The sequence below is a fragment of the Hominiventricola sp. genome (assembly GCF_057604405.1).
Genome location: NZ_DBLYVB010000011.1, coordinates 22,823 through 42,857, shown reverse-complemented (window position 1 = coordinate 42,857; position 20,035 = coordinate 22,823). Strand labels below are relative to the sequence as shown.

23 protein-coding genes are annotated in these 20,035 nt (G+C 46.4%); 1 reads left to right on the top strand and 22 read right to left on the bottom strand.

Annotated elements, in window-relative coordinates; all coding sequences use genetic code 11:
• Window positions 1-3 precede the first annotated feature (3 nt).
• The 3 genes from ACZMB2_RS08440 to ACZMB2_RS08430 all read right to left on the bottom strand — a co-directional run bounded on the left by ACZMB2_RS08440 (window position 4) and on the right by ACZMB2_RS08430 (window position 1,716).
• Window positions 4-630, bottom strand: coding sequence for a lactate utilization protein (locus tag ACZMB2_RS08440; protein ID WP_487596388.1), 627 nt, complete (start codon window positions 628-630; stop codon window positions 4-6).
• Window positions 631-843: 213 nt separating this feature from the next.
• The gene (locus tag ACZMB2_RS08435; protein WP_487596387.1) at window positions 844-1,047 is read right to left on the bottom strand and encodes a hypothetical protein; all 204 of its coding nucleotides are present in this window, start codon (window positions 1,045-1,047) and stop codon (window positions 844-846) included.
• Window positions 1,048-1,068: 21 nt separating this feature from the next.
• The gene (locus ACZMB2_RS08430; protein WP_487596386.1) at window positions 1,069-1,716 is read right to left on the bottom strand and encodes a Crp/Fnr family transcriptional regulator; all 648 of its coding nucleotides are present in this window, start codon (window positions 1,714-1,716) and stop codon (window positions 1,069-1,071) included.
• A 137-nt stretch (window positions 1,717-1,853) separates the two neighbouring features.
• Between ACZMB2_RS08430 and ACZMB2_RS08425 the strand changes: the two genes are divergently transcribed.
• A complete protein-coding gene (locus ACZMB2_RS08425) occupies window positions 1,854-3,644 on the top strand; it encodes a flavin reductase (protein ID WP_487596385.1) in 1,791 nt (596 codons plus the stop codon).
• A 63-nt stretch (window positions 3,645-3,707) separates the two neighbouring features.
• Here ACZMB2_RS08425 and ACZMB2_RS08420 read toward each other — a convergent pair whose 3' ends face one another.
• The 19 genes from ACZMB2_RS08420 to ACZMB2_RS08330 all read right to left on the bottom strand — a co-directional run bounded on the left by ACZMB2_RS08420 (window position 3,708) and on the right by ACZMB2_RS08330 (window position 20,033).
• Window positions 3,708-4,151, bottom strand: a complete 444-nt coding sequence (locus tag ACZMB2_RS08420; protein WP_487596384.1) for a EutQ-related cupin domain-containing protein — start codon at window positions 4,149-4,151, stop codon at window positions 3,708-3,710.
• Between the two features lie 73 nt (window positions 4,152-4,224).
• Complete coding sequence (locus tag ACZMB2_RS08415; RefSeq protein ID WP_487596383.1) at window positions 4,225-5,478, bottom strand: ethanolamine utilization protein EutH; 1,254 nt, start codon at window positions 5,476-5,478, stop codon at window positions 4,225-4,227.
• 21 nt (window positions 5,479-5,499) lie between these two features.
• A complete protein-coding gene (locus ACZMB2_RS08410; protein ID WP_118771609.1) occupies window positions 5,500-5,772 on the bottom strand; it encodes a EutN/CcmL family microcompartment protein in 273 nt (90 codons plus the stop codon).
• A 3-nt stretch (window positions 5,773-5,775) separates the two neighbouring features.
• Window positions 5,776-6,078, bottom strand: coding sequence for a hypothetical protein (locus ACZMB2_RS08405; protein WP_487596382.1), 303 nt, complete (start codon window positions 6,076-6,078; stop codon window positions 5,776-5,778).
• Between the two features lie 6 nt (window positions 6,079-6,084).
• Window positions 6,085-6,696, bottom strand: a complete 612-nt coding sequence (gene pduL, locus ACZMB2_RS08400) for a phosphate propanoyltransferase (protein WP_118771607.1) — start codon at window positions 6,694-6,696, stop codon at window positions 6,085-6,087.
• Window positions 6,697-7,509, bottom strand: a complete 813-nt coding sequence (locus ACZMB2_RS08395) for a cobalamin adenosyltransferase family protein (RefSeq protein WP_487596381.1) — start codon at window positions 7,507-7,509, stop codon at window positions 6,697-6,699.
• A gap of 74 nt (window positions 7,510-7,583) precedes the next feature.
• On the bottom strand, window positions 7,584-7,865 hold the full coding sequence (locus tag ACZMB2_RS08390) for a BMC domain-containing protein (protein WP_118771605.1): 282 nt from the start codon (window positions 7,863-7,865) through the stop codon (window positions 7,584-7,586).
• A 47-nt stretch (window positions 7,866-7,912) separates the two neighbouring features.
• The gene (locus tag ACZMB2_RS08385; RefSeq protein WP_118771604.1) at window positions 7,913-9,391 is read right to left on the bottom strand and encodes an acetaldehyde dehydrogenase (acetylating); all 1,479 of its coding nucleotides are present in this window, start codon (window positions 9,389-9,391) and stop codon (window positions 7,913-7,915) included.
• Complete coding sequence (locus ACZMB2_RS08380) at window positions 9,391-9,963, bottom strand: BMC domain-containing protein (protein WP_487596380.1); 573 nt, start codon at window positions 9,961-9,963, stop codon at window positions 9,391-9,393. The genes ACZMB2_RS08385 and ACZMB2_RS08380 overlap by 1 nt, the downstream gene beginning before the upstream one ends.
• A 20-nt stretch (window positions 9,964-9,983) precedes the next feature.
• A complete protein-coding gene (eutL, locus tag ACZMB2_RS08375; RefSeq protein ID WP_118771602.1) occupies window positions 9,984-10,634 on the bottom strand; it encodes an ethanolamine utilization microcompartment protein EutL in 651 nt (216 codons plus the stop codon).
• 14 nt (window positions 10,635-10,648) lie between these two features.
• The gene (gene eutC, locus ACZMB2_RS08370) at window positions 10,649-11,566 is read right to left on the bottom strand and encodes an ethanolamine ammonia-lyase subunit EutC (protein WP_487596379.1); all 918 of its coding nucleotides are present in this window, start codon (window positions 11,564-11,566) and stop codon (window positions 10,649-10,651) included.
• Between the two features lie 19 nt (window positions 11,567-11,585).
• Window positions 11,586-12,956 (bottom strand): ethanolamine ammonia-lyase subunit EutB, encoded by a 1,371-nt coding sequence (locus ACZMB2_RS08365; protein WP_118771600.1) that lies wholly within the window; start codon window positions 12,954-12,956, stop codon window positions 11,586-11,588.
• Between the two features lie 14 nt (window positions 12,957-12,970).
• Window positions 12,971-14,401, bottom strand: coding sequence for an ethanolamine ammonia-lyase reactivating factor EutA (eutA, locus tag ACZMB2_RS08360; RefSeq protein WP_487596378.1), 1,431 nt, complete (start codon window positions 14,399-14,401; stop codon window positions 12,971-12,973).
• Between the two features lie 24 nt (window positions 14,402-14,425).
• Entirely contained in the window at window positions 14,426-15,829 is a 1,404-nt protein-coding gene (locus tag ACZMB2_RS08355) for a GAF domain-containing sensor histidine kinase (protein WP_487596377.1), read from the bottom strand.
• Window positions 15,830-15,838: 9 nt separating this feature from the next.
• Window positions 15,839-16,423, bottom strand: a complete 585-nt coding sequence (locus ACZMB2_RS08350; protein ID WP_487596376.1) for an ANTAR domain-containing response regulator — start codon at window positions 16,421-16,423, stop codon at window positions 15,839-15,841.
• A 38-nt stretch (window positions 16,424-16,461) separates the two neighbouring features.
• Complete coding sequence (locus ACZMB2_RS08345; RefSeq protein ID WP_487596375.1) at window positions 16,462-16,905, bottom strand: EutP/PduV family microcompartment system protein; 444 nt, start codon at window positions 16,903-16,905, stop codon at window positions 16,462-16,464.
• Window positions 16,902-17,249 (bottom strand): ethanolamine utilization microcompartment protein EutS, encoded by a 348-nt coding sequence (gene eutS / locus ACZMB2_RS08340; RefSeq protein WP_118771595.1) that lies wholly within the window; start codon window positions 17,247-17,249, stop codon window positions 16,902-16,904. The genes ACZMB2_RS08345 and eutS overlap by 4 nt, the downstream gene beginning before the upstream one ends.
• Window positions 17,250-17,255: 6 nt before the next feature.
• Window positions 17,256-18,410: a 1-propanol dehydrogenase PduQ gene (locus tag ACZMB2_RS08335; RefSeq protein ID WP_118771594.1), complete on the bottom strand. Its 1,155-nt coding sequence runs from the start codon at window positions 18,408-18,410 to the stop codon at window positions 17,256-17,258.
• A 234-nt stretch (window positions 18,411-18,644) separates the two neighbouring features.
• Window positions 18,645-20,033: an MATE family efflux transporter gene (locus tag ACZMB2_RS08330; protein WP_487596374.1), complete on the bottom strand. Its 1,389-nt coding sequence runs from the start codon at window positions 20,031-20,033 to the stop codon at window positions 18,645-18,647.
• Window positions 20,034-20,035 lie beyond the last annotated feature (2 nt).

Below are 20,035 nucleotides of genomic sequence, written 5' to 3'. Positions count from 1 at the left end.
TCCTTAGAATCCCAACGTATCATTTACCAGAATCACATGAATGCGATCGGTATGTCTGGAATATCTGGTAATCAGGAATTGACAGCAGATCGTATCCGGAGATTTGCAGTCAAAACATTTTCCTTTTTCCTTACACGGAGTTTTGATGTCAAATCTTTGTGTGTTTGCCGGTGCTGCCACATTTCTGGCACGTTTCATGGCACTGTCAAGGTCATCACAGACTTTATTCATGCCAACAATGAAAACGACTTTCCTCGGTCCCTGCGCGATACAGGATACGCGGTTGGCATTTCCATCAATATTCACCAGAATACCATCACTGGTCATGGCATTGGCACTGGAAAGAAATACATCTGCATCATAAGCAGCCATAAGACCTTCTCTTGGCTCCATCTTTGCACGATCCAAATAATGATAATTGCCTTCTTCCAGAGCTTTGATCAATCCGATTTCGTGTGCACTCATACATCCACCCATGGCAATTTTACTGCCTTCCGGAATCAGCTCCAGTGCCTTTTTCAGTGCTTCTTCCTTATTTGCAGCATAATAACCGGACATATTGCGAGACTCAAGTCCTTTGATGACCGTCTGTGCCAGACAGACATTTCTTTTAAACATATTTTCGTCCATAGATACATCCTCCTGTCGTAACTATTCAGAACCCCATTCACAAAATCGCTGCTACGCAGTTTTGCATGGCTCTGAATAGTTACATTTTATCAAAAACCTGTCTTTTAATCAATCAGGAGTCTGCTTCTTCGTCCATATATCCGCAGATGACTTCCTGGGTAATGGCATCCATTCCCAACACCAGATTCATATCAGAGGTATCAAATACTTTTATTACCGATCCAAGCTCTTCTCCGAAAATCGACTCATTTCCGCATAAGTAATCGGAACGCCAAGCTCCGGAGAAGAAGTTCCGATCCGTCCCGGCGTAATGAGAATCATCTTCTTTTTACTGTTCTCGTAAAAACGGTTGACCTCTCCGATGGCACGGGCGATCTTCGGCTTCTGGGCATAGGGATAGTTTTCTAATTTTTTCAACAATGCATAGATTTTTCATAGTCAGACATGCCTCTGCAGAAGCAAAATCTCCCGTCCGTCTTTTTTCAGTACTCCCTCATCCTCCAGATTTTTCAGTTCCCGCGTCATAGCGCTGCGATCCACACTCAAATACTGAGCCAGTGCTGTGTAGGACATGGGAAGATGGATCTTCCGACTGTTCTTTTCTGCAGAAAGGTGATTCAAATACGCCAGAATTTTCTTTCTTGTGGTGGATCTGGACAACACATAAATCCGTTCCATCTGCTTCCGGGACTGCAGGGCAGTCATCTGAAAGAGATTGCTGACCAACTGACTGTGATGCCAGCATGCATTCTCACACCGTTTGATCACATGCTCATAATCGATAAACATTACTCTGGTTTCTTCTTCCGCCTTCACATAATAATGCTGAAAGTCCGTAGGGAGAAGAAATGGTTCTCCAAAGACTGCATCTTTTTTCAGTTCATCAATCATATACTCGTTGCCTTCCTCATCACAGCAGTACAGCACGGCACGGCCATAGATCACCAATCCGATCTTCTTCATGGCGCTGGAATATTCCATCACCGTCTCCCCAGTTTGAAACACTGCTTCCCTTGCCTTGAAACAGACACGCATCCGTTCCTGCTCCTCCGGAAGAATATCCGTAAAAAGTGTATTGTCTATCATAAGTTCCCTCCAATTTTTTTCATTATATCATTCTGTTTGTGACTTTTGCAACAGAACTGTTCTTTTGATTCTGTTATTATTTTAACAAAGTTAAGAAACAACAAATCAACACACCATATAAAATGGAGGAAACTACTATGAAAGTCACAGATACCATTCAATACGTCGGCGTAAACGATCACCGCATTGACCTTTTTGAGGGTCAGTACAAAGTGCCAAACGGAATGTCTTATAATTCCTATGTGATCCTGGATGAAAAAATTGCAGTCATGGATACGGTAGATGCCGAATTTACCCATCAATGGCTTGACAATATCCAGCAGGTCCTGGATGGCCGCAAACCGGACTATCTCATCGTACAGCATATGGAACCAGATCACGCGGCAAATGTTGCCAACTTCCTGAAAGTTTATCCGGACACCACCGTTGTCGCTACGGCAAAAGCCTTCAATATGATTCATAATTTCTTTGAACTGGATCTGGAAGGTCAGAAAATGGAAATGGGAAATGGTGGAACTCTCTCCTTAGGATATCATCAGCTGACCTTCGTATTTGCACCCATGGTACACTGGCCGGAGGTTATGGTCACCTATGACAGTACAGAAAAAGTTCTTTTCTCTGCAGATGGTTTTGGAAAATTCGGTGCGTTGGATGTGGAAGAACCCTGGGATGATGAAGCAAGAAGATATTTTATTGGAATCGTTGGAAAATACGGTGTTCAGGTACAGAATCTCCTGAAAGTGGCTGCCACCCTTGACATTCAGATCATCTGCCCGCTTCACGGACCGGTTCTTACGGAAAATCTTGGACACTACATTGGTCTTTATGACACCTGGTCTTCCTATCAGCCGGAGGATGACGGTATTGTGATTGCCTACACTTCTGTATACGGACATACGAAAACAGCCGTTTCTCTCCTTGCAGACAAACTGACCGCCAGCGGATGTCCCAAAGTGGTTGTCTACGACCTGGCAAGAGATGATATGTCCCAGGCTGTCAGCGACGCTTTCCGCTATTCCAAGCTGATCCTTGCAACGACTACTTACAATGCAAGTATTTATCCATTCATGAATGATTTTATCACCAGACTGATAGAACACAATTATCAGAACCGCACTGTCGGACTCATTGAAAATGGTACCTGGGCACCGCTGGCCGCAAAGATTATGAAAGAAATGATGTCCAAATGTAAAAAAATCGACTGGCTGAAGAATTCTGTTCACATTTGGTCTTCTGTCAAAGAAGAAAATCGGAAGCAGATTGACGCCATGACAGAAGAACTCTGCAAAGAATACATTGCAAAAGACAATTCTCTTGCAAATAAAAATGATATGACTGCCCTCTTCCGCATCGGCTATGGACTCTATGTGGTTACCTCCAACGACGGGAAAAAGGACAATGGTCTCATTGTAAATACCGTCACCCAGCTGACAGATAATCCTTATCGTGTGGCGGTCAATATCAATAAGGAAAACTACTCTCACCATGTAATCCAGCAGACCGGCATCATGAATGTCAACTGCCTGTCCGTAGACGCTCCATTCTCCGTATTCCAGCAATTTGGCTTCCAGTCAGGACGAACGGTTGACAAGTTTGCAGGCGAAAAGATCAACCGTTCCGGAAACGGTCTGGTATTCCTGGATAAATATATCAACGCTTTTATGTCCCTGAAAGTAGAACAGTATGTTGATCTGGGCACCCACGGCATGTTTATCTGCAGCGTCACTGAAGCCCGCGTCATGAGCGATCAGGATACTATGACCTACACCTACTATCAGCAGAACGTCAAACCGAAGCCGGAAACCGACGGCAAGAAAGGATTTGTATGCAAAGTCTGCGGATATATCTATGAAGGGGATGAACTTCCGGAAGATATCATCTGCCCGCTGTGCAAACACGGCGCCGTGGATTTTGAACCGATTCAGTAATTCAAAAATAAAAGCATCAGCCAAACAAAAAATGGCTGATGCTTTTTCTATCATTTTCAACTTTTAAGCCAGATCTGCCCAGTTTGCCGGATATACGAAATATGCATATCTGGTCTTGTTCGGGGTCTGGAAGTGGATATGGCTGTTCTTCGGGATGTAAATGATCTGTCCCGGTCCTGCCGTTACCACACGTCCATCGATCTCGATTTCCAGAGTTCCCTCAAGAACAAGATCGTACTCATCATAAGTCAGTGTCCACTCAAAGCTGGTGTGGTCAAGCTCCATGATTCCGCAGCCCATTCTCGGTGCTTCCTCAAGAGTTACCACATCCTTCAGTGCGACGCCGTCCTGCTCAAAGCGCTCGCATTTGACAGTCTCAGTCGCAATTTTAATAATACCGCTTGGATCTTTTTCTTTTACAAAATCCTCTGCCGGAGCCTGCTTTGCAGCGGACTCTTCCAGAACCTTCTGTACGATCTCGCGGATCAGTTCTTCACTTACGTTCATACTGTGTCCATCCTTTCATTTTCACGAACCGGAATCTTTGTTGCTGTTCACTCGCACCTCGTTCCAGCAACAATTATTTTTCTTCAGCTTCCTCTTCTGCTTTTGCTTTTGCAACAGAAGCTTCTACTTTAGAGAGAAGCATCGGAGCCAGTGCATTGGCAAGGATCAGGGCAGTGATACCTGCAACCAGTTTACCAACGATAACCGGGAAAATCATATCGGAGTTTACACCAGCGGTAAATCCAAGATGATCACCAAATACAAATGCTGCAGATACTGCAAATGCAACGTTTAAAAGTTTTCCCTTCGGGTTCATCTTATCCATGATATTGAACATTGCAATATTGTTAGCCAGAGTCGCTACCAGTCCTGCAGAACCATTCTCGTCCATACCCAGTTTCGCACCAATGGCACTCAGTGCTTTACCGAATGTACGGGTAATCCACAGAACCATCGGGAATGCACCAATTAATACAACTGCAATCTGTCCGCAAACCAGAAGTCCGGACTCCAGAGGAATCACGCCGTCAGCATCCGGCTCCACCATGATGTTCATGAGCGGGAATTTGATACCGGTCTGATACTCAAATACTGCTACTGCAGTAAAGAAAGTAATAACTACGGTAACAGCAGTTCCGAATTTGTTGAATCCGCTGATCATCTGGTCCGGTTTGAACCACAGGCCTGCTACGATAAGCCCTGCAATGATGATAACCGGAATCAGGTTACGTACAATCGTAATGATATCGATCTTGTACTGGGTCATGTTCATCACAAGACCACCTACGATACAACCGATCGGTACGGTAATGAGACCTGCCAGGATACCTGCTCCCAGATACGGACGGTCAGATTTTTTAATAATGGACAGTGCAACCGGGATGGTAAATACGATGGTCGGTCCCATCATGGTTCCCAGGATCAGACCTGAGAAGTTACCAACAGCTTCGCTTCCTGCCATCTGCATTGCCAGTGGATATCCACCCATATCGCACGCCAGAAGAGTAGTCGCAAACATGGACGGGTCAGCCCCCAACAAGGTGTAAATCGGGACAATGATCGGTTTCAAAATGATTGCAAGTACCGGAGCGGCTGCTACAACACCTGCCATGGCTGCTGCCAGGGGACCCATGGCATTAAATCCCTCATCAAACTGCTCGCCATAGCCTAACTTGTTGCCGCGAATCTTATCAATTGCTCCTACAATCATGAAAATCATCATAATAAAGATAATGACTTTGTTAATAGAAAGAGTGGTTGCCCACTCACCCAGGCTCTCTGTAAAGACGCCTACATTCGTAATGTTGTCAATTAATTCCTGAAACACTTGCTTCCTCCACCTTTTTGTTTATTCCAGAATTTCGTGGTCATCCACAATACCGACGATGGCTGCGTCTACCGGAATGTCCGGTCCGCCGGAAGCGGTTCTCGCTGAGCTTCCATTGACATAGAGAACCCGCTCTCCAACACCGGCACCAATCACATCGGATGCCACCAGCGGCGTTCCGTATGCTTCCCCTGTGGTAAGGCTCACGGGCTGAACAATCATGAGTTTCAGACCGGCCAGTTTGTCCTCTTTCCTGGTTGCCCATATATTTCCGATTACCTTACCAACTTTCATACGTTACCTCCGCGCCTTATCTGTTCTACCGTCGATGATCAGAAGAAGTCCATGCTCATGGGCATACTCTTTTGCCAGATCCGTGATCTTGGAAGTTCCCGGAATATCAACGGCACCTGCCCCCTGCTCTTTAGCGGCACGAACATCCTTCTCCATAATAAATTTCTTGTTGAGTGCAACACGTTTTACTTTTTCCGCTGTAGTACACTCTTCTTTTTTGCCGCAAACGGCCTTTTTCGCTTCTTCCTCAGCCAGCCGTTTCCGGACCTCTTCCATTACTCTCTGTATCAGAAGTTCATAATCCATGGTCGTCTACCTGATAATCTTTCCAAGCGTAAATCCGCTTATATCAGCGCCATTTGCCTCATCAAAGTCCACGTGCATCCGAAAACGGAAGTTATCGCTGACTCTGATAATTACGTCCTTAAATACAACCGGACGCTCTGTAATTGCCTCTACGCTGACTCTCTGTTTATCATGAAGTCCCAGCTTCTCTGCCATCTCCGTCGGTACATGAATGTGCTTGTGTGCAACAATCACGCCCTGCGGAATATCAATGGCTCCGCACGGTCCTTCAATTCTGATCTGACCAGATCCTGCTACGTCACCAGACTCACGAAGCGGTGCTTTTACACCCAGAGCAATACAGTCACTTCTGGAAAGCTCCACCTGTGTGTCCTTGCGGACCGGGCCTAATACTGCTACATTCGTCATCTTTCTCTTCGGTCCGATGATATCCACTCTCTCCGCAGCCAGATACTGTCCCGGCTGGGAAAGGTCTCGTTTCGGGGTCATGGTCTTTCCTTTCCCGAAAAGAATTTCAAAATCAGACTGGGTCAGATGCACGTGACGGGCAGATACTTCGATCTCCACCAGTCCCGATTTTTCTACAGCCGCCATAACCTGGCGAACAATTTCTTCCATTTATGGTCTTCCTCCCTGCTGATAGTCACCTGCCAGATATTTACACATCATAATATGCAGTGCACTTGACAGTCGGTTTAACTCTTCAATGATGTCCCCATGTGTATACTGATTGCCTTCTTTGTATGCACCTGCCGCTGCCACTTCCGTCTCCCGGATAGCGGTGCGGACCTGATTTAATAATGCATACTCCACTCCCATGGAATAATCCGGCAGTACCATTGCCTTGATCTTATAATACTTCATGGGATTGTGGGAATGTGCACGCAGTTCCTCATGGGTAAGACCGATGATGGTCTCATTGTGAAATGCCTCATCAAGTACGTCACAGCGCATCATTTCCCTGAGACTTCTCAATACATCATTAAGGTCATCAATGATCTTTTGATTTTCTCCGAGAGACGCCATCATAGCCTGTGCAAAGACTACCTGTGCCTGCAGGCTGTCCAGCTTTCCGCGGAAATAAATCCGCGGATTGTCCTTATTAACCAGGACATTGCCATACAGCTGAGTCATATGCTCCGGCTTTTTCATATAAAATGCGCCTGTGGCATAATCTGTGTATTTCGGTTTCAGTTCCGTATCCTTCGGCACTTCCACAGGAGGCAGTTCGGGCAGTTCAGTTGCAACGACCTTGACCTCTTTTTCCGGTTTCTGTTTTTCCACTTCACCGGCTTTTCTGATCTTAATCTTTCTCTGAGACAGATACTCTCTGGCTGCCGGAGATAATAACGATCCTTCAGGAATCACATAAACCTCCGGCTCTTCACATTTCAGTTCCAGTCTCAGGGCTGCTTCTGTAATTACCTTCACTGTGTCACCTCCTTACCACCGTTAGATATGCCTATTCAAAGCCTATTCGCAAAATCGCTTCTTGGGCTCTAAAATTAGCCTAACTTCGGAAGGATTCCCTCAACCTCATCATGAGGTCTCGGAATTACGTGGATACTTACCAGCTCACCAACACGCTCTGCTGCAGCTGCACCGGCATCTACAGATGCTTTTACTGCTCCTACATCACCGCGAACCATAACGGTTACCAGTCCGCCGCCTACATGCTCTTTACCAATCAGAGTTACGTTTGCTGCCTTTACCATTGCATCTGCTGCCTCGATAGATGCTACAAGTCCTTTTGTTTCGATCATTCCTAATGCCTGCATTGCTGCCATAATTCATTTCCTCCTGGATAATTGTAAATTTTGATATTTATTGTTTTTTATTTCGCTGACTGAATTCTTGCGATAATCTCTGCTACGATCTCGTCTACTTTATCAGCACTTACTTTTTTCTCTGCGCCACAGCAGTTCTGCTCTTTTGCAGCTGCACCGCGGATCTCTTCCATTTCACGAAGTCCATAGGCTACGTGCTTCAGGTTCAGAAGGTTCATCGGTCCTACATTCTCAGATGTTGCACTTCCGCCGATGGCACCACAGCCAAGGGTCAGAGCGGGCATCAGTGCCGTAGATGCTCCGATACCTCCAAGGGCACTCGGGGAATTAATGATGATACGGGAAGCCGGCATTCTCTCTGCGAAATACTCGACCATTCTGTCATCTTTGGTATGCATACTGAACGTATGTCCTGCACCTTCGTAACGAAGAATCTCATCACAAAGTTTTGCGATTGCCTTATAATCCGGTGCTGTATAGAATGCCAGGATCGGAGCCAGCTTTTCGTTAGAATAAGGATGTCCTTTTCCGATTCCGTCTTCTTTTGCAACGATGACTTTTGCACTTGCCGGTACGTTGATACCTGCCAGTTCACCAATCACCTGCGGGGATTTTCCTACGATAGCCGGATTCATGGTTCCATTTGCACGCAGGATGTATTTTCCAAGTTTCAGGCGCTCTTCATCTGTTAAGAAGTAAGCTCCCTGTTTCTCCATTTCTTTCTGTACTGCCTCTGCCATGTCATCATCGCATACCACAGACTGCTCTGATGCACAGATGGTTCCATAATCGAAGGTCTTGGAATCCATGATTCTCTTCACTGCCAGCGGCAGATCAGCAGTCTTCTCGATATAAGCCGGACCATTTCCAGGTCCTACACCGATGGCCGGTGTTCCGGAAGAATAAGCAGCACGTACCATAGCGCTTCCGCCGGTTGCCAGGATCAGGGCTACATCCGGATGTTTCATCAGATTATCCGTAGCCTGCATGGTCGGAAGGCTGATGCAGCTTACCAGATTTTCATTGCCTCCCGCCTCTGCAATTGCCTGACGAATTACTTTGATTGCCTCGCTGATGCTTCGCAGTGCACTCGGATGCGGTGAAAATACAATGGCATTTCCCGCTTTGATGGAAATCTCTGATTTATAAAATGCGGTGGAGGTCGGGTTGGTGGACGGGATCAGTCCTGCGATGACTCCTACCGGTGCTGCGATGGTGTAGGTTTTGTTAGCCTCATCGCGGTCCAGAATACCAATGGTCTTCATATCTTTGATATGCTCATATACCATCTGGCTTCCGAAAATATTTTTGATTACTTTGTCGGCAACTTTACCGAATCCGGTATCCTCATTGGCCATCTGTGCAAGGCGCTCTGCATTGCGAACACCTGCTTTTGCGATAGACGCCACAATAGCATCTACCTCCGCCTGGGATTTCTGTGCCAGTTCCTGCTGAGCAGCTTTCGCTTTCTCTACCAGGTCACGCACTTCCTGTACCGACAAAAGGTCTTTGTCATATAACTGCATTACTTGTTCTCCTTTTCAAGAAATTCACATATTTTCGCAATCAGTTCCGTCTTGTTTGCAAAACGGATCTCCTTGCGGGTCATATTTGTAATTTCAAGTTTACGGGCCAGGGCACGCAGTTTGTCTACGGTCATGGCTTTCATTTCTTCTACATCCGGGATGTAAGCAAGCTTTCCCTTCTTCTGCTCAGCCGGTTCTTCTTTTACTTCTTCGGTCACTTCACTGCTGTCTTCCGGCTGCTCAGCTTCTGCTGTCTCATCATGATTGTCTTCCAGCTGCTCACTTATGATCGGCTGCGGATCAGGGTTCGGCGTGATCATCTGTGTCACATCCTCTGCCGGTCTGGGAATCACGTGTGTGGAGATCACGGTTCCAATCTTTTCTGCCGCTGCCTGTGCAGCATCAACTGCTGCACGGACAGCTCCCACGTCGCCCTCAATCAGTACACTGACCAGACCGCCGCCGACTTTCACTACATCAAGACGGTTCACATTGGCAGCTTTTAATGCGCTGTCCAGCGCCTCCACTGCCGGAACCATTCCCCGGACTTCAATCAGCCCTAATGCTTTCATTGCATACCTCCGTTATCGAATTATGCAATCGGGTTGTCTGCTACAAACTCAACTGCTGCTGCGAACGCGTCGCAAGCAGATTTGCATGCGGACTGGCTTCCGGTCAGCAGAGCGCCACCAAAGTTGGTCTCTGAAGGCGGAGCATACAGAACGCACATTTTTACATCTGCTGCCTTAAGGGCTGCATCCACACCGTACATTGCTTCCAACGGCGGTGCGATCAGATATGCAAGCGCTTCTCCTTCTTTGATTCCGGCACCTTCAGAAAGGTAAGAACCGGTTCTGGAAATGCAGTGTGCATAATAGCAGATACTGTCATCTTCATTTGCAGATACGAAATGTGCCTGGTTCTCGATCACATCAACTGCTGCCTCAAGGCCACTCTTTACCTCTGCCGGATTCGGACCAGCCAGGATACCGATGATCTCACCGGCAAGCTTCGTATTTGCATTGGCAGCGCCGCCGTAAAAGCTTTTTGCATAAACAACGGTTACATCTGCCTTCTTGGTTGCTTCATCAAGCGCTGTGTAAGTCACGTCATCGCTGTCAGCAGTAATGAGCGCTAATGATTTCATATCCGGTCCCAGATTCAGCTCTTTTGCAAGATCAGGGCTGACATTTGGGATGATCTTTGTGGCAAGGACACTTGCCTTTAACGGATCTCTCTTCATTTTTTGTTTCCTCCTTACAGCTTCAGATCAGTTCCACTTGCCTTCTTCTCCAGCATGATCTTGATGATCTCTGCGATATGAGCTCCGGCCTCTGCAGGATTGGTTCCTGCTCTGTGAATATTGGATACAACGGTTCTTCTTGCCTCCGGCATTCCAACCGTTGCTTTGTATGCGATATATGCGGACATGGACTCTGCAGTAATCAGACCCGGTCTCTCACCGATCAGTACGCAGGTCACCTCTGATCCGGTCAGTTCGGATACCTGATCCATAACACCTACACGGCCATATTTTACGAAGAACGGGGTTCCTGTATCGATACCATAGCTCTCCAGTCCCTGCATAATACCCGGCAGAACGTCTGCTACATTGGCAGCAACTGCTGCAGAACTTAATCCGTCAGATACATAGATCTGTACGGTCGGATGCATTTTGCATTTTTCCTTAATAGTTTTTACAGCTTCGTCGTTCAATTTTCTTCCCAGATCCGGACGGGTCAGATATACATCTTTGCTCTCGCACTGGGTCTGTACGGTGAAGAGTCCCATCTTATCGATAAACTCCTGATCAACATCATTGAAAACTGCATCCTGTGCTGCAGAATGAGCTGCACGGAACTCCAGATTCGGAAGAGTCTTATAACGGGCACCTGCTTTGCCGATACCAAGACGGCACGGAGCGTACTGTTTGAGATCAAGGTAAGCCTCTCCGTTCTGCGGATGTTCTACCAGATACTGTTTCTTAATGTCAATCTGAGTGATATCCGGAAGGCATCCTTCCTCCACTCCTGCCTGCTCACAGCCGGCATTTTTCACTGCATTGACAACTGCAGTTTTTACTGCATTTCCATCTGCTGAGGCAGATGCGGTACCGCTTACATTCATCTCTGTAAGTACCTGTTCAATAATTGCTCTTAATTCATTATCGTTCATTGTTGTTTCTGCCTCCTTTCTATTTTGCTAAAAATACAGATGCATCACCTGCAAGCGGTGTCAGCTTTCCATCTTTAGAGAATCCCATCTTTTCAAGCCATGCGTCAAATTCTTTTGTCGGACGAAGTCCCAGAATTTCACGGAGAGCTGCCGCCTCATGATATCCGGTACACTGGTACATCAGCATACAGTCATCACCTTCCGGTACACCCATGATATAGGTACAGCCTGCTGCGGCAAGAAGCATGGACAGATTCTCAATATCGTTCTGGTCTGCTTTCATATGATTCGTGTAGCAGCAGTCACAGCCCATCGGAAGTCCTGAAAGTTTACCCATAAAATGATCCTCAAGACCTGCACGGGTTACCTGCTTGGAGTCATAGAGATACTCCGGTCCGATAAATCCAACAACCGTATTTACAATAAACGGATCATATTTCTTTGCAAAACCATAGCATCTTGCTTCCATAGTTACCTGATCCCAGCCATTGTGAGCCTCAGAAGAAAGTTCGGAACCCTGTCCTGTCTCGAAGTACATTACGTTCGGTCCGGTAGAGGTACCTTTCTTCAGCATCATTTCACGGCCGTCCTGCAGCATCTGTGCGTTCAGACCAAATGCTTCATTACCCTTCTGAGAACCAGCGATAGACTGGAACATCAGGTCGATCGGTGCATTCAGCTTATCAGCTGCTTCTGTCTGGGTCGTTACATGAGCCAGTACACAGATCTGGGTCGGAACTTCCCATTTATTTTTGAACTCATCAAAGCTCTTTAAGATTCTTGCAACACTCTCTACAGAGTCGTCTACCGGGTTCAGACCAATAACGGCATCACCACAGCCGTAGGAAAGACCTTCCATAACGGAAGCCATGATACCCTTCGGATCATCCGTGGTGTGGTTCGGCTGCAGACGGGATGAGAAGGTTCCCGGCAGTCCCAGAGTAGTATTACAATGGGTTGGGTTGTGAATCTTCTTTGCTCCGTAGATCAGGTCCAGGTTGCCCATCAGTTTGGCAACACCAGCTACCATCTCACTGGTCAGACCTCTGGATACCCGTTTGATCATGTCTCCGGTGGTCTCTGTATCGAGGATCCACTCGCGGAGCTGTGCAACGGTCCAGCCCTTGATGCTGTTGTAAATAGATTCGTTGACTCCATCCTGGATAATTCTTGTTACTTCATCCTCTTCGTAGGGAACGGCAGGATTCTCTCTTAAATTCTCCAGTGTCAGATTAGAAAGTACAACTTTGGCAGCTACACGCTCCTCTGCGGTCTCTGCAGCAATGCCTGCCAGCTTATCGCCGGACTTTTCTTCGTTTGCCTTGGCCATAACTTCTCTGACAGATTTGAATTCATAAGTATGACCAAAAAGCGTTGTCTTTAATATCAATCTCTCTCCTCCTTTTAAGTATTGAAAATTAAAGTTTTTGTTACGACCGGAACAACTCTTCCGTTGGCCAGTGGTTCTCCGATATCGATATAATCCCCGCCCTGTGCATGAATTCCATCAATGCACACAACTGGTTTTTCTCTGTGAAGCGCCACGTTAAGGGCATTTCCCAGAACTTTTCCGATATCATTTTCCACTACCAGGATCAGTGGGAACTCACTGTCAATAATTTCCCTTGCCCCCTTGATGATGGCGGCTGCAAGGGCCTGGATTTCCAGGAAACTTACGTAATGCCGGCCTTCAAAAGAGATGGCTATCTGTTCCAGTTTTCCCTCCGAATGGTACAGAGGGAGTTGTTGTATGATTGAAGAAGCAAATGCTTCCAAATCAGCTTCATCATCCGATCCAATTCTTAAGACCGGGATATTTTTAACCGGCAGCTTATCCTTTGCATAGGAAATGGTGCTGCCGCTAACACTGGTGGTATGGGTTCCCGCACCTACCACGGTCGCTCTGATCGTCTCTGCTGCGGTAAACCAGCGTACATTCTTAAATGCAGGATGATCGAGAATGGCCCTTCCAAGGAGCACTCCGATGTCTCCGTACTGAAATGTCTCTTTTCCTTCCGGATGATAGATACAATCTGCAACTCCTCCGGAAAATGTCACGGCATCAATCTTATGATTATCCGGCAGCCGTTTACCGTCATTGGTATAAAGTCCGGCATGCTCGGCATCCGCATCCTTCAGATACAGTGCCTGCGCCAGTTCATCTGCCATCCGGTCACAGATTTTTCGAAGTTTTTCCGGATCGGCAGGATCTCCCACCTTGATGGAGATTCCCATATGAGATGCCAGTTCCGCGGTTTTATGGAAAATATAGCTGATCTTTCCATTTTCTACTTTGATCAGCCGTCCTCCAATATCCAGGCAGGACGTACCCATAACCTGTCCTTTATAAAAGGATGCAATGTTGCTGGTACCGCCTCCGATATCTACATTTGCCACACAAATACGTTCTTCTTCTGAAATCCGGTCTGCACCGGCCCCTTTACCGGAAAGCACGGATTCCAGATCCGGTCCCGCCGTTGCCACAACGAAATCTCCCGCCATGTCACTTAACATTTCCAGCACCAGATTGGCATTCTGCTTTCTGGCAGTCTCACCGGTAATGATGACCGCTCCAGTCTGGAGCATATCCGGCGTCATACCGGCTTTCTCATATTCTTCTTTTACAATCTTCCGCACTGCTTCCACATCAATCTCCTGCTGAGATTTCAGCGGTGTAAAATAAATGTGACTGCGGTAGATCACTTCTTTGTCCACAATACTGATTCTCGGAACCGTATAGCTGCTGGCCAGATTTTCGATGGTCAGCCGGCTGAAAATCAACTGTGTCGTGGAGGTACCAATATCAATGCCTACACTTGTAATTGTTTCTTTCATTCTTTTTTAGAACCTCCGGCATTTTTATAGTTCCAGTGTATCCACATTCTGGTTTAAGAAATCAAAGGTCACTACACTTCCCTGCTCTCCGGACTCTACATGGATGGTTCCATGAAGCTTATCCTTTACCAGTGAACGCACGATTCCCCATCCCAGATGATTCGGTCTGCTGATATCCGCATCAAATCCGATGCCATCATCGCGTACCGTGATATTCGAATAGAGCTCTCCTTTTTTTACAAGAATCTCTATCAAACCTTTTTCTTTTCCTTCAAATGCATATTTCATACTGTTCTGAAGAAGTTCATTAACCACCATGGCTACTGATGCCGCAATCTCTGAATCTGTTTCAAAGTCTCCTGATTCCATTGAAATCTCAATATCCACTTCAGAATGTTCAAAGCTCTGCAGCACATTACTGCGGATTTGCCTGAGCACCTCGCCAATTTTCACCTGATCCACGCCGTTTCTTGCAAGCAGTTCATGGGTGGCCGAAATAGACAGAATTCTGCTCATAGTCTCCCGCAATACCTGTATCGTTTCCGGATTTTCGCTTCTTCTGATTTGCAGTCTTAACAACGATGCAATCGTCTGAAGATTATTTTTCACGCGATGATGCATCTCCTGGATTGCCACTGATTTCAGAACCAGTTCCTGCTCACGCTGCTTTTCCGCTGTTTCATCCCTGATAATTACTGCACAGGAAAGATCTGCTGTTTCCAGTTTCACATGACGGATAATAAAATAATTTTTTCCAACGGATGCTTCTGTCACTGCTTCGTCAGATATTCCATACTGTGGAACTACCAGCTGAACGTTTTCATATCTTTGGCCAATCAGTTCTCCCACATATCCGAGACGCCGATACAATCTGCATGCCACATCATTGGCAGAGCAGACCAGACCTTTACGGTCTATAATAAGTAAGGCTTCATCAATGCATTCTGCCAGCCAGGATCCTTTTTTACTGGTTATTGCCTGTGCCATAGATTCATAGTTTTCATGAGACAAATGCAGCGCACTTTGACCGCTGTACTGTTCCTCAATCCTCTTTTCCCGAATCAGTACACCGATAATCTCTGTTCCATTACTGATCGGTTCTACGGACTGAATCACTCTCGTATTTTCCTGGGTCAGCGCCTTCATATGTTTCGTTGCCACGCCAACCTTAAAGGTTCTTGCAACAGCCGGTTCATTCTGCTGATAGGCAATCATGCCCACCACACTTTTTTCATAGGAAGAAGGACTGTCCTTAGGATTGGCTTCCGCTACTACAATGGCATCTCCGGAGGGCAGGAGACAGTCGATAAAAATGTCCGCATCCTCCAGATTGGCAAGATACGGAATGGTTCTCGCCATATTTTCAATCTTCTCAATATCTCCCGGCGCAAGGCTGGTGTGCTTTTCACACAGTTCCCGAATTGTCATTATACCGCACTACCTCCCGCACTTCATCAGAAGGATCTCGGCAATCCGTTTCATAGACACATTTTTTAACTTGCTCATCTTCCGGATGTATTCATATGCTTCCTCTTCCGGCACATGGTTCGTTTCCATGAGATAACCTTTGGCTTTTTCCACAACTTTTCTGGTTTCCAGCCGTTCGTTGGCTTTCTCCACATCAGTTTTCAACGCTTTCATCTCACTGCTTCTGGCCATGGCCAGTTCGATACAGGGCACCAGTGCTTTTTCGTCCACCGGTTTTACCAGATAGCCGCTAACGCCGCTTTCCTTGGCTCCTTCAATATAAGAACTTTCACTGTATGCCGTCAGAAATACAATAGAACCGGCAAGTCCCTGCTCATGAATAATCTGAGCAGCAGACAGACCGTCCATCAACGGCATTTTAATATCCAACAGTACCAGATCTGGTACATGCGTTCTGCAGAGTTCTACAGCATCAAATCCATCAGCTGCTTCGCCGACGACCTGATAGCCCTTCGATTCCAGAATTTCCTTTAAGTCCATTCTGATAATCGGTTCGTCATCTACTATGACGATACGAATTTCAGACTTCTTCATCTTCCATCACCTATCGTGTATTCTATTTTTTATCACTTTTACAGTGTATCAAGATAATCAAATAATTCTTTAAATCCAGTTCCTGCCACACTGCTGGTCACAAAAATATGGTCTGCTCCGGCTGCTTTCAGATGCTCCGTCGCATCTTTTAACTGCTCTTCCGTTGCAATATCACTTTTTGTCACAACACCTACCACCGGCTTTGCAAAACTTCCTGCATATGCTGGCGGGAACATTTTCTCTTTTGCTGTCGGATCCTGTACAAACAGGATAATATCTGCATCTGCCGCCGTCACGGAGAGCGCTCCTCTCATCCGTACACGTTCCAGATACTCGCCCGGCGTATCAATAAACTGTCCACCCATGACTGCGATCGTCTGAGTCTTATGATATACCAGATCCTGATGGGTCAAATACTGGCAGAGAGTTGTCTTTCCTGCCGCTGTCTTTCCAATCAGAATCATGCGTTTCTGCTGCGTCACGTCTTCGTCACCACCGTCGGTGTGAAGCCCATCATTTCACAGAGCGTATGCATCACTTCACGAAGTGCGGATTCCACTGCTGCCACATCTCCACAGATAATCAGTGTTCCGTTAAAACGGTCTACGAATCCGATGCTTACATCTGCCGCTTTAGTTGCCACATCTGCTGCGATGATAGCACCCTCACTCGGCGTAATGGTAAAAATTCCGATAGCTCCTCTGGCATCAATCAGTCCCATTTTCTCATAGAGGCTAGGAACCGGATTGGCGATAACATGTGCCAGAGTGACCTGTTTACCAGGAACAAATTCCTGAATAATTCTCTGTTTGGTTTCTTCTGCCATTTATAATTACCTTCCTGTTCCGATTTTTCCATCATATGCCTGCAGGAAAATCTTTCTGATATCCTCCGGCGTACATTCTCTCGGATTGGTTGAGGTACAGTTGTCTGCTTTTGCAGCCTTACACATCTCATCCAGTACTGACTCAAACTCTTCTTTACTGATACCCAGCTCTTTGATGGTAGCCGGAATACCAAGACGAGTGTTGTACTGACGCATGGTACGGATCAGAGAGAAAGCACTCTGACGGATTCCCGGTCCTTCAATACGGAGCAGTCTGGAAATACGGGCATATTTTTTTGCCACATCCGTCAACTGGCTGTCATAGCATCCTGCATTGAATCCCATAACATAGGGAAGCAGAATGGCATTTGCTTTTCCATGGGGCACGTGAAAATGTGCACCAAACGTATGTGCCATACCGTGAACCAAGCCAAGTCCTGCATTGGTAAATGCAATACCTGCCAGACAGGATGCATCATGCATCCCCTGACGTGCTTCCATATCTTCCGGATTCTTATAGCAGCGAAGCAAATAACTTCTTACCAGCTTCATGGCTTTCTCTGCACATGCATCAGTGAAATGATTTGCCTCCGTGCAGACAAATGCCTCTACTGCATGAGTAAATACATCCATTCCAGTTGCAGCTGTGATCGCTGGCGGTACCGTTTTTACAAGTTCTGCATCCAATACTGCGATATCCGGATACAGTTCATCATTTACCAGTGGATATTTTGCTGCCTTTTCCGGATTACTGATCACTGCAAAATTGGTCATCTCAGAACCAGTACCACTGGTTGTTGGAATAGCCACAAACTTACATCTCGGTGCATTGCTCTCTTTAGCAGCAAAATAAACGATGGCCTTTGCAGCGTCGATGGAAGATCCACCGCCCAGAGCTACAACCGCCTGGGGCTGAAACTCCAGAATCATGGCAACACCTTTGCTGACCGTCATGATATCCGGATCCGGACGTACCTCCGAGAAAATTTTCCACTCCACCTTCAGATGATCCAATACATCCGTCACATAAGAAACGGTGCCACTCTCATGCATGAACTTATCCGTTACAATCAATACTTTTGTCATTCCGTCAAAGATGCCGGAAAAACGCTCTTTTCCAATCAGCACCTGGGTGCCGACATGAAACATATCTTTTGCCATTCTTCTCCTCCTTTCTGGCAATCATGACCGCGCAATCCCTTACCCACCAGGCTTCCGCTGCCATATACGCGAAAAAGCACCCTAAACAATGGCTTGTTCAGAATGCTTCTACACATTTTCATCTCAGCTTCCACTACGTCGTGAAACCTGCTTAATTATCTTTGACTAATCTATCACAATTTGGGCAATATGTCAAGCACTGTTTCAAAAACAGTTTTCCCCTGTTCCGGCATTTTATGCAATTCGTTTCCTACACCAGAAAAACGCCGGAATCAGAAAGATATCCGCAAATACCCATGCCAACGGATGGGCAAGACAAATCCCAATAAATCCCACTTTTCCAGCCACTACGGTAGATGCCAGAATTCTTGCAATCATTTCCATCACACCAGAACAGATGGCAAAAACAGAAAATCCCATTCCCTGAATCGTAAACCGCACCGTGTTCACCAATGTCAGCAGACAATAACCACCAGTGCAGAATAAAAGGAACTCATAGGAGTAAGCAATAATGGCCGTCTCACCTGCATCTACAAAGAGAAGGGTCAGCTGTTTTCCAAAAAGTACAGCAATCACAAAACAAATTGCAGACATCAAAAAACCAATCAGTGAAGCGCTCTTTAATCCTTTTCCAATCCGGTCAAGCTTTCCGGCTCCCATGTTCTGCCCCGTGTAAGGAGCCATGGTCTGTCCTAAAGATTCCACCGGGCAGGAGATAAAGGCATTAATCTTCTGGGCTGCCGTGACACCGGCAACTACCGCTGCACCTAATCCGTTGATAGCCGCCTGCAGTACCAGTGTACCGATAGCGGTGACCGAGTACTGTAATCCCATGGGAATTCCAATATAGCAAAGCTTCGCCATATAGGAAGGCTCCGGTTTCCACTCATCCCTTGTGGCATGCAGAATCGGGAATTTTTTCCACATGTACCAAAGACAGATCACACCTGAAATACCCTGTGCCAGTACCGTCGCAATAGCCGGGCCTTCCACTCCCATGTGAAACAACAACACGAACACCAGATCCAGCACGATATTGATCGCGGATGACAGTGCCAGAAAGACAACCGGCGTCTTACTGTCTCCCAGTGACCGGATAATACCTGCAAGGATATTATAAAGAAAAGTACATGGAATTCCCCAGAAGACAATTAAAATATAGATATAAGCATATTCAAAAATTTCTTTTGGCGTGTTCATCAATGTCAGAATGGCTCTGCAGGATGCCACTACTGCTAAAGTCATCACAACGGAAAATACCATACAAAGCCACGCGCTGTTGCTCACATATTTCCGGAGACGGTGTTCCTCCTGTGCGCCGAACATCTGTGCCACCGGAATGGCAAACCCATTACAGACGCCTGTGCAGAATCCGATGACCATAAAGTTGAGGGATGTGGTGGAACCTACCCCTGCCAGTGGATTTACACCAAGAAATCGTCCAACCACCAATGTATCCACCATGCTGTAAAACTGCTGGAACAGCATTCCAAGAAACATAGGAATCGCAAATCCGATAATCAGCCGGACAGGCGAACCAGTCGTCATATCCTTTGTCATATTTCCTCCATTAAAAACAACTGGCAACAGAGTTACCTCTGCTGCCAGTTTTCTTATATTCATTT

Coding starts and splice junctions, on each gene's coding strand:
- ACZMB2_RS08440 (WP_487596388.1), bottom strand. CDS start 630: ATGGACGAAAATATGTTTAAAAGAAATGTCTGTCTGGCACAGACGGTC.
- ACZMB2_RS08430 (WP_487596386.1), bottom strand. CDS start 1,716: ATGATAGACAATACACTTTTTACGGATATTCTTCCGGAGGAGCAGGAA.
- ACZMB2_RS08425 (WP_487596385.1), top strand. CDS start 1,854: ATGAAAGTCACAGATACCATTCAATACGTCGGCGTAAACGATCACCGC.
- ACZMB2_RS08420 (WP_487596384.1), bottom strand. CDS start 4,151: ATGAACGTAAGTGAAGAACTGATCCGCGAGATCGTACAGAAGGTTCTG.
- ACZMB2_RS08410 (WP_118771609.1), bottom strand. CDS start 5,772: ATGAAAGTTGGTAAGGTAATCGGAAATATATGGGCAACCAGGAAAGAG.
- ACZMB2_RS08405 (WP_487596382.1), bottom strand. CDS start 6,078: ATGGATTATGAACTTCTGATACAGAGAGTAATGGAAGAGGTCCGGAAA.
- pduL (WP_118771607.1), bottom strand. CDS start 6,696: ATGGAAGAAATTGTTCGCCAGGTTATGGCGGCTGTAGAAAAATCGGGA.
- ACZMB2_RS08390 (WP_118771605.1), bottom strand. CDS start 7,865: ATGGCAGCAATGCAGGCATTAGGAATGATCGAAACAAAAGGACTTGTA.
- ACZMB2_RS08385 (WP_118771604.1), bottom strand. CDS start 9,391: ATGCAGTTATATGACAAAGACCTTTTGTCGGTACAGGAAGTGCGTGAC.
- ACZMB2_RS08380 (WP_487596380.1), bottom strand. CDS start 9,963: ATGAAAGCATTAGGGCTGATTGAAGTCCGGGGAATGGTTCCGGCAGTG.
- eutL (WP_118771602.1), bottom strand. CDS start 10,634: ATGAAGAGAGATCCGTTAAAGGCAAGTGTCCTTGCCACAAAGATCATC.
- eutC (WP_487596379.1), bottom strand. CDS start 11,566: ATGAACGATAATGAATTAAGAGCAATTATTGAACAGGTACTTACAGAG.
- eutA (WP_487596378.1), bottom strand. CDS start 14,401: ATGAAAGAAACAATTACAAGTGTAGGCATTGATATTGGTACCTCCACG.
- ACZMB2_RS08355 (WP_487596377.1), bottom strand. CDS start 15,829: ATGACAATTCGGGAACTGTGTGAAAAGCACACCAGCCTTGCGCCGGGA.
- ACZMB2_RS08350 (WP_487596376.1), bottom strand. CDS start 16,423: ATGAAGAAGTCTGAAATTCGTATCGTCATAGTAGATGACGAACCGATT.
- eutS (WP_118771595.1), bottom strand. CDS start 17,249: ATGGCAGAAGAAACCAAACAGAGAATTATTCAGGAATTTGTTCCTGGT.
- ACZMB2_RS08335 (WP_118771594.1), bottom strand. CDS start 18,410: ATGGCAAAAGATATGTTTCATGTCGGCACCCAGGTGCTGATTGGAAAA.
- ACZMB2_RS08330 (WP_487596374.1), bottom strand. CDS start 20,033: ATGAATATAAGAAAACTGGCAGCAGAGGTAACTCTGTTGCCAGTTGTT.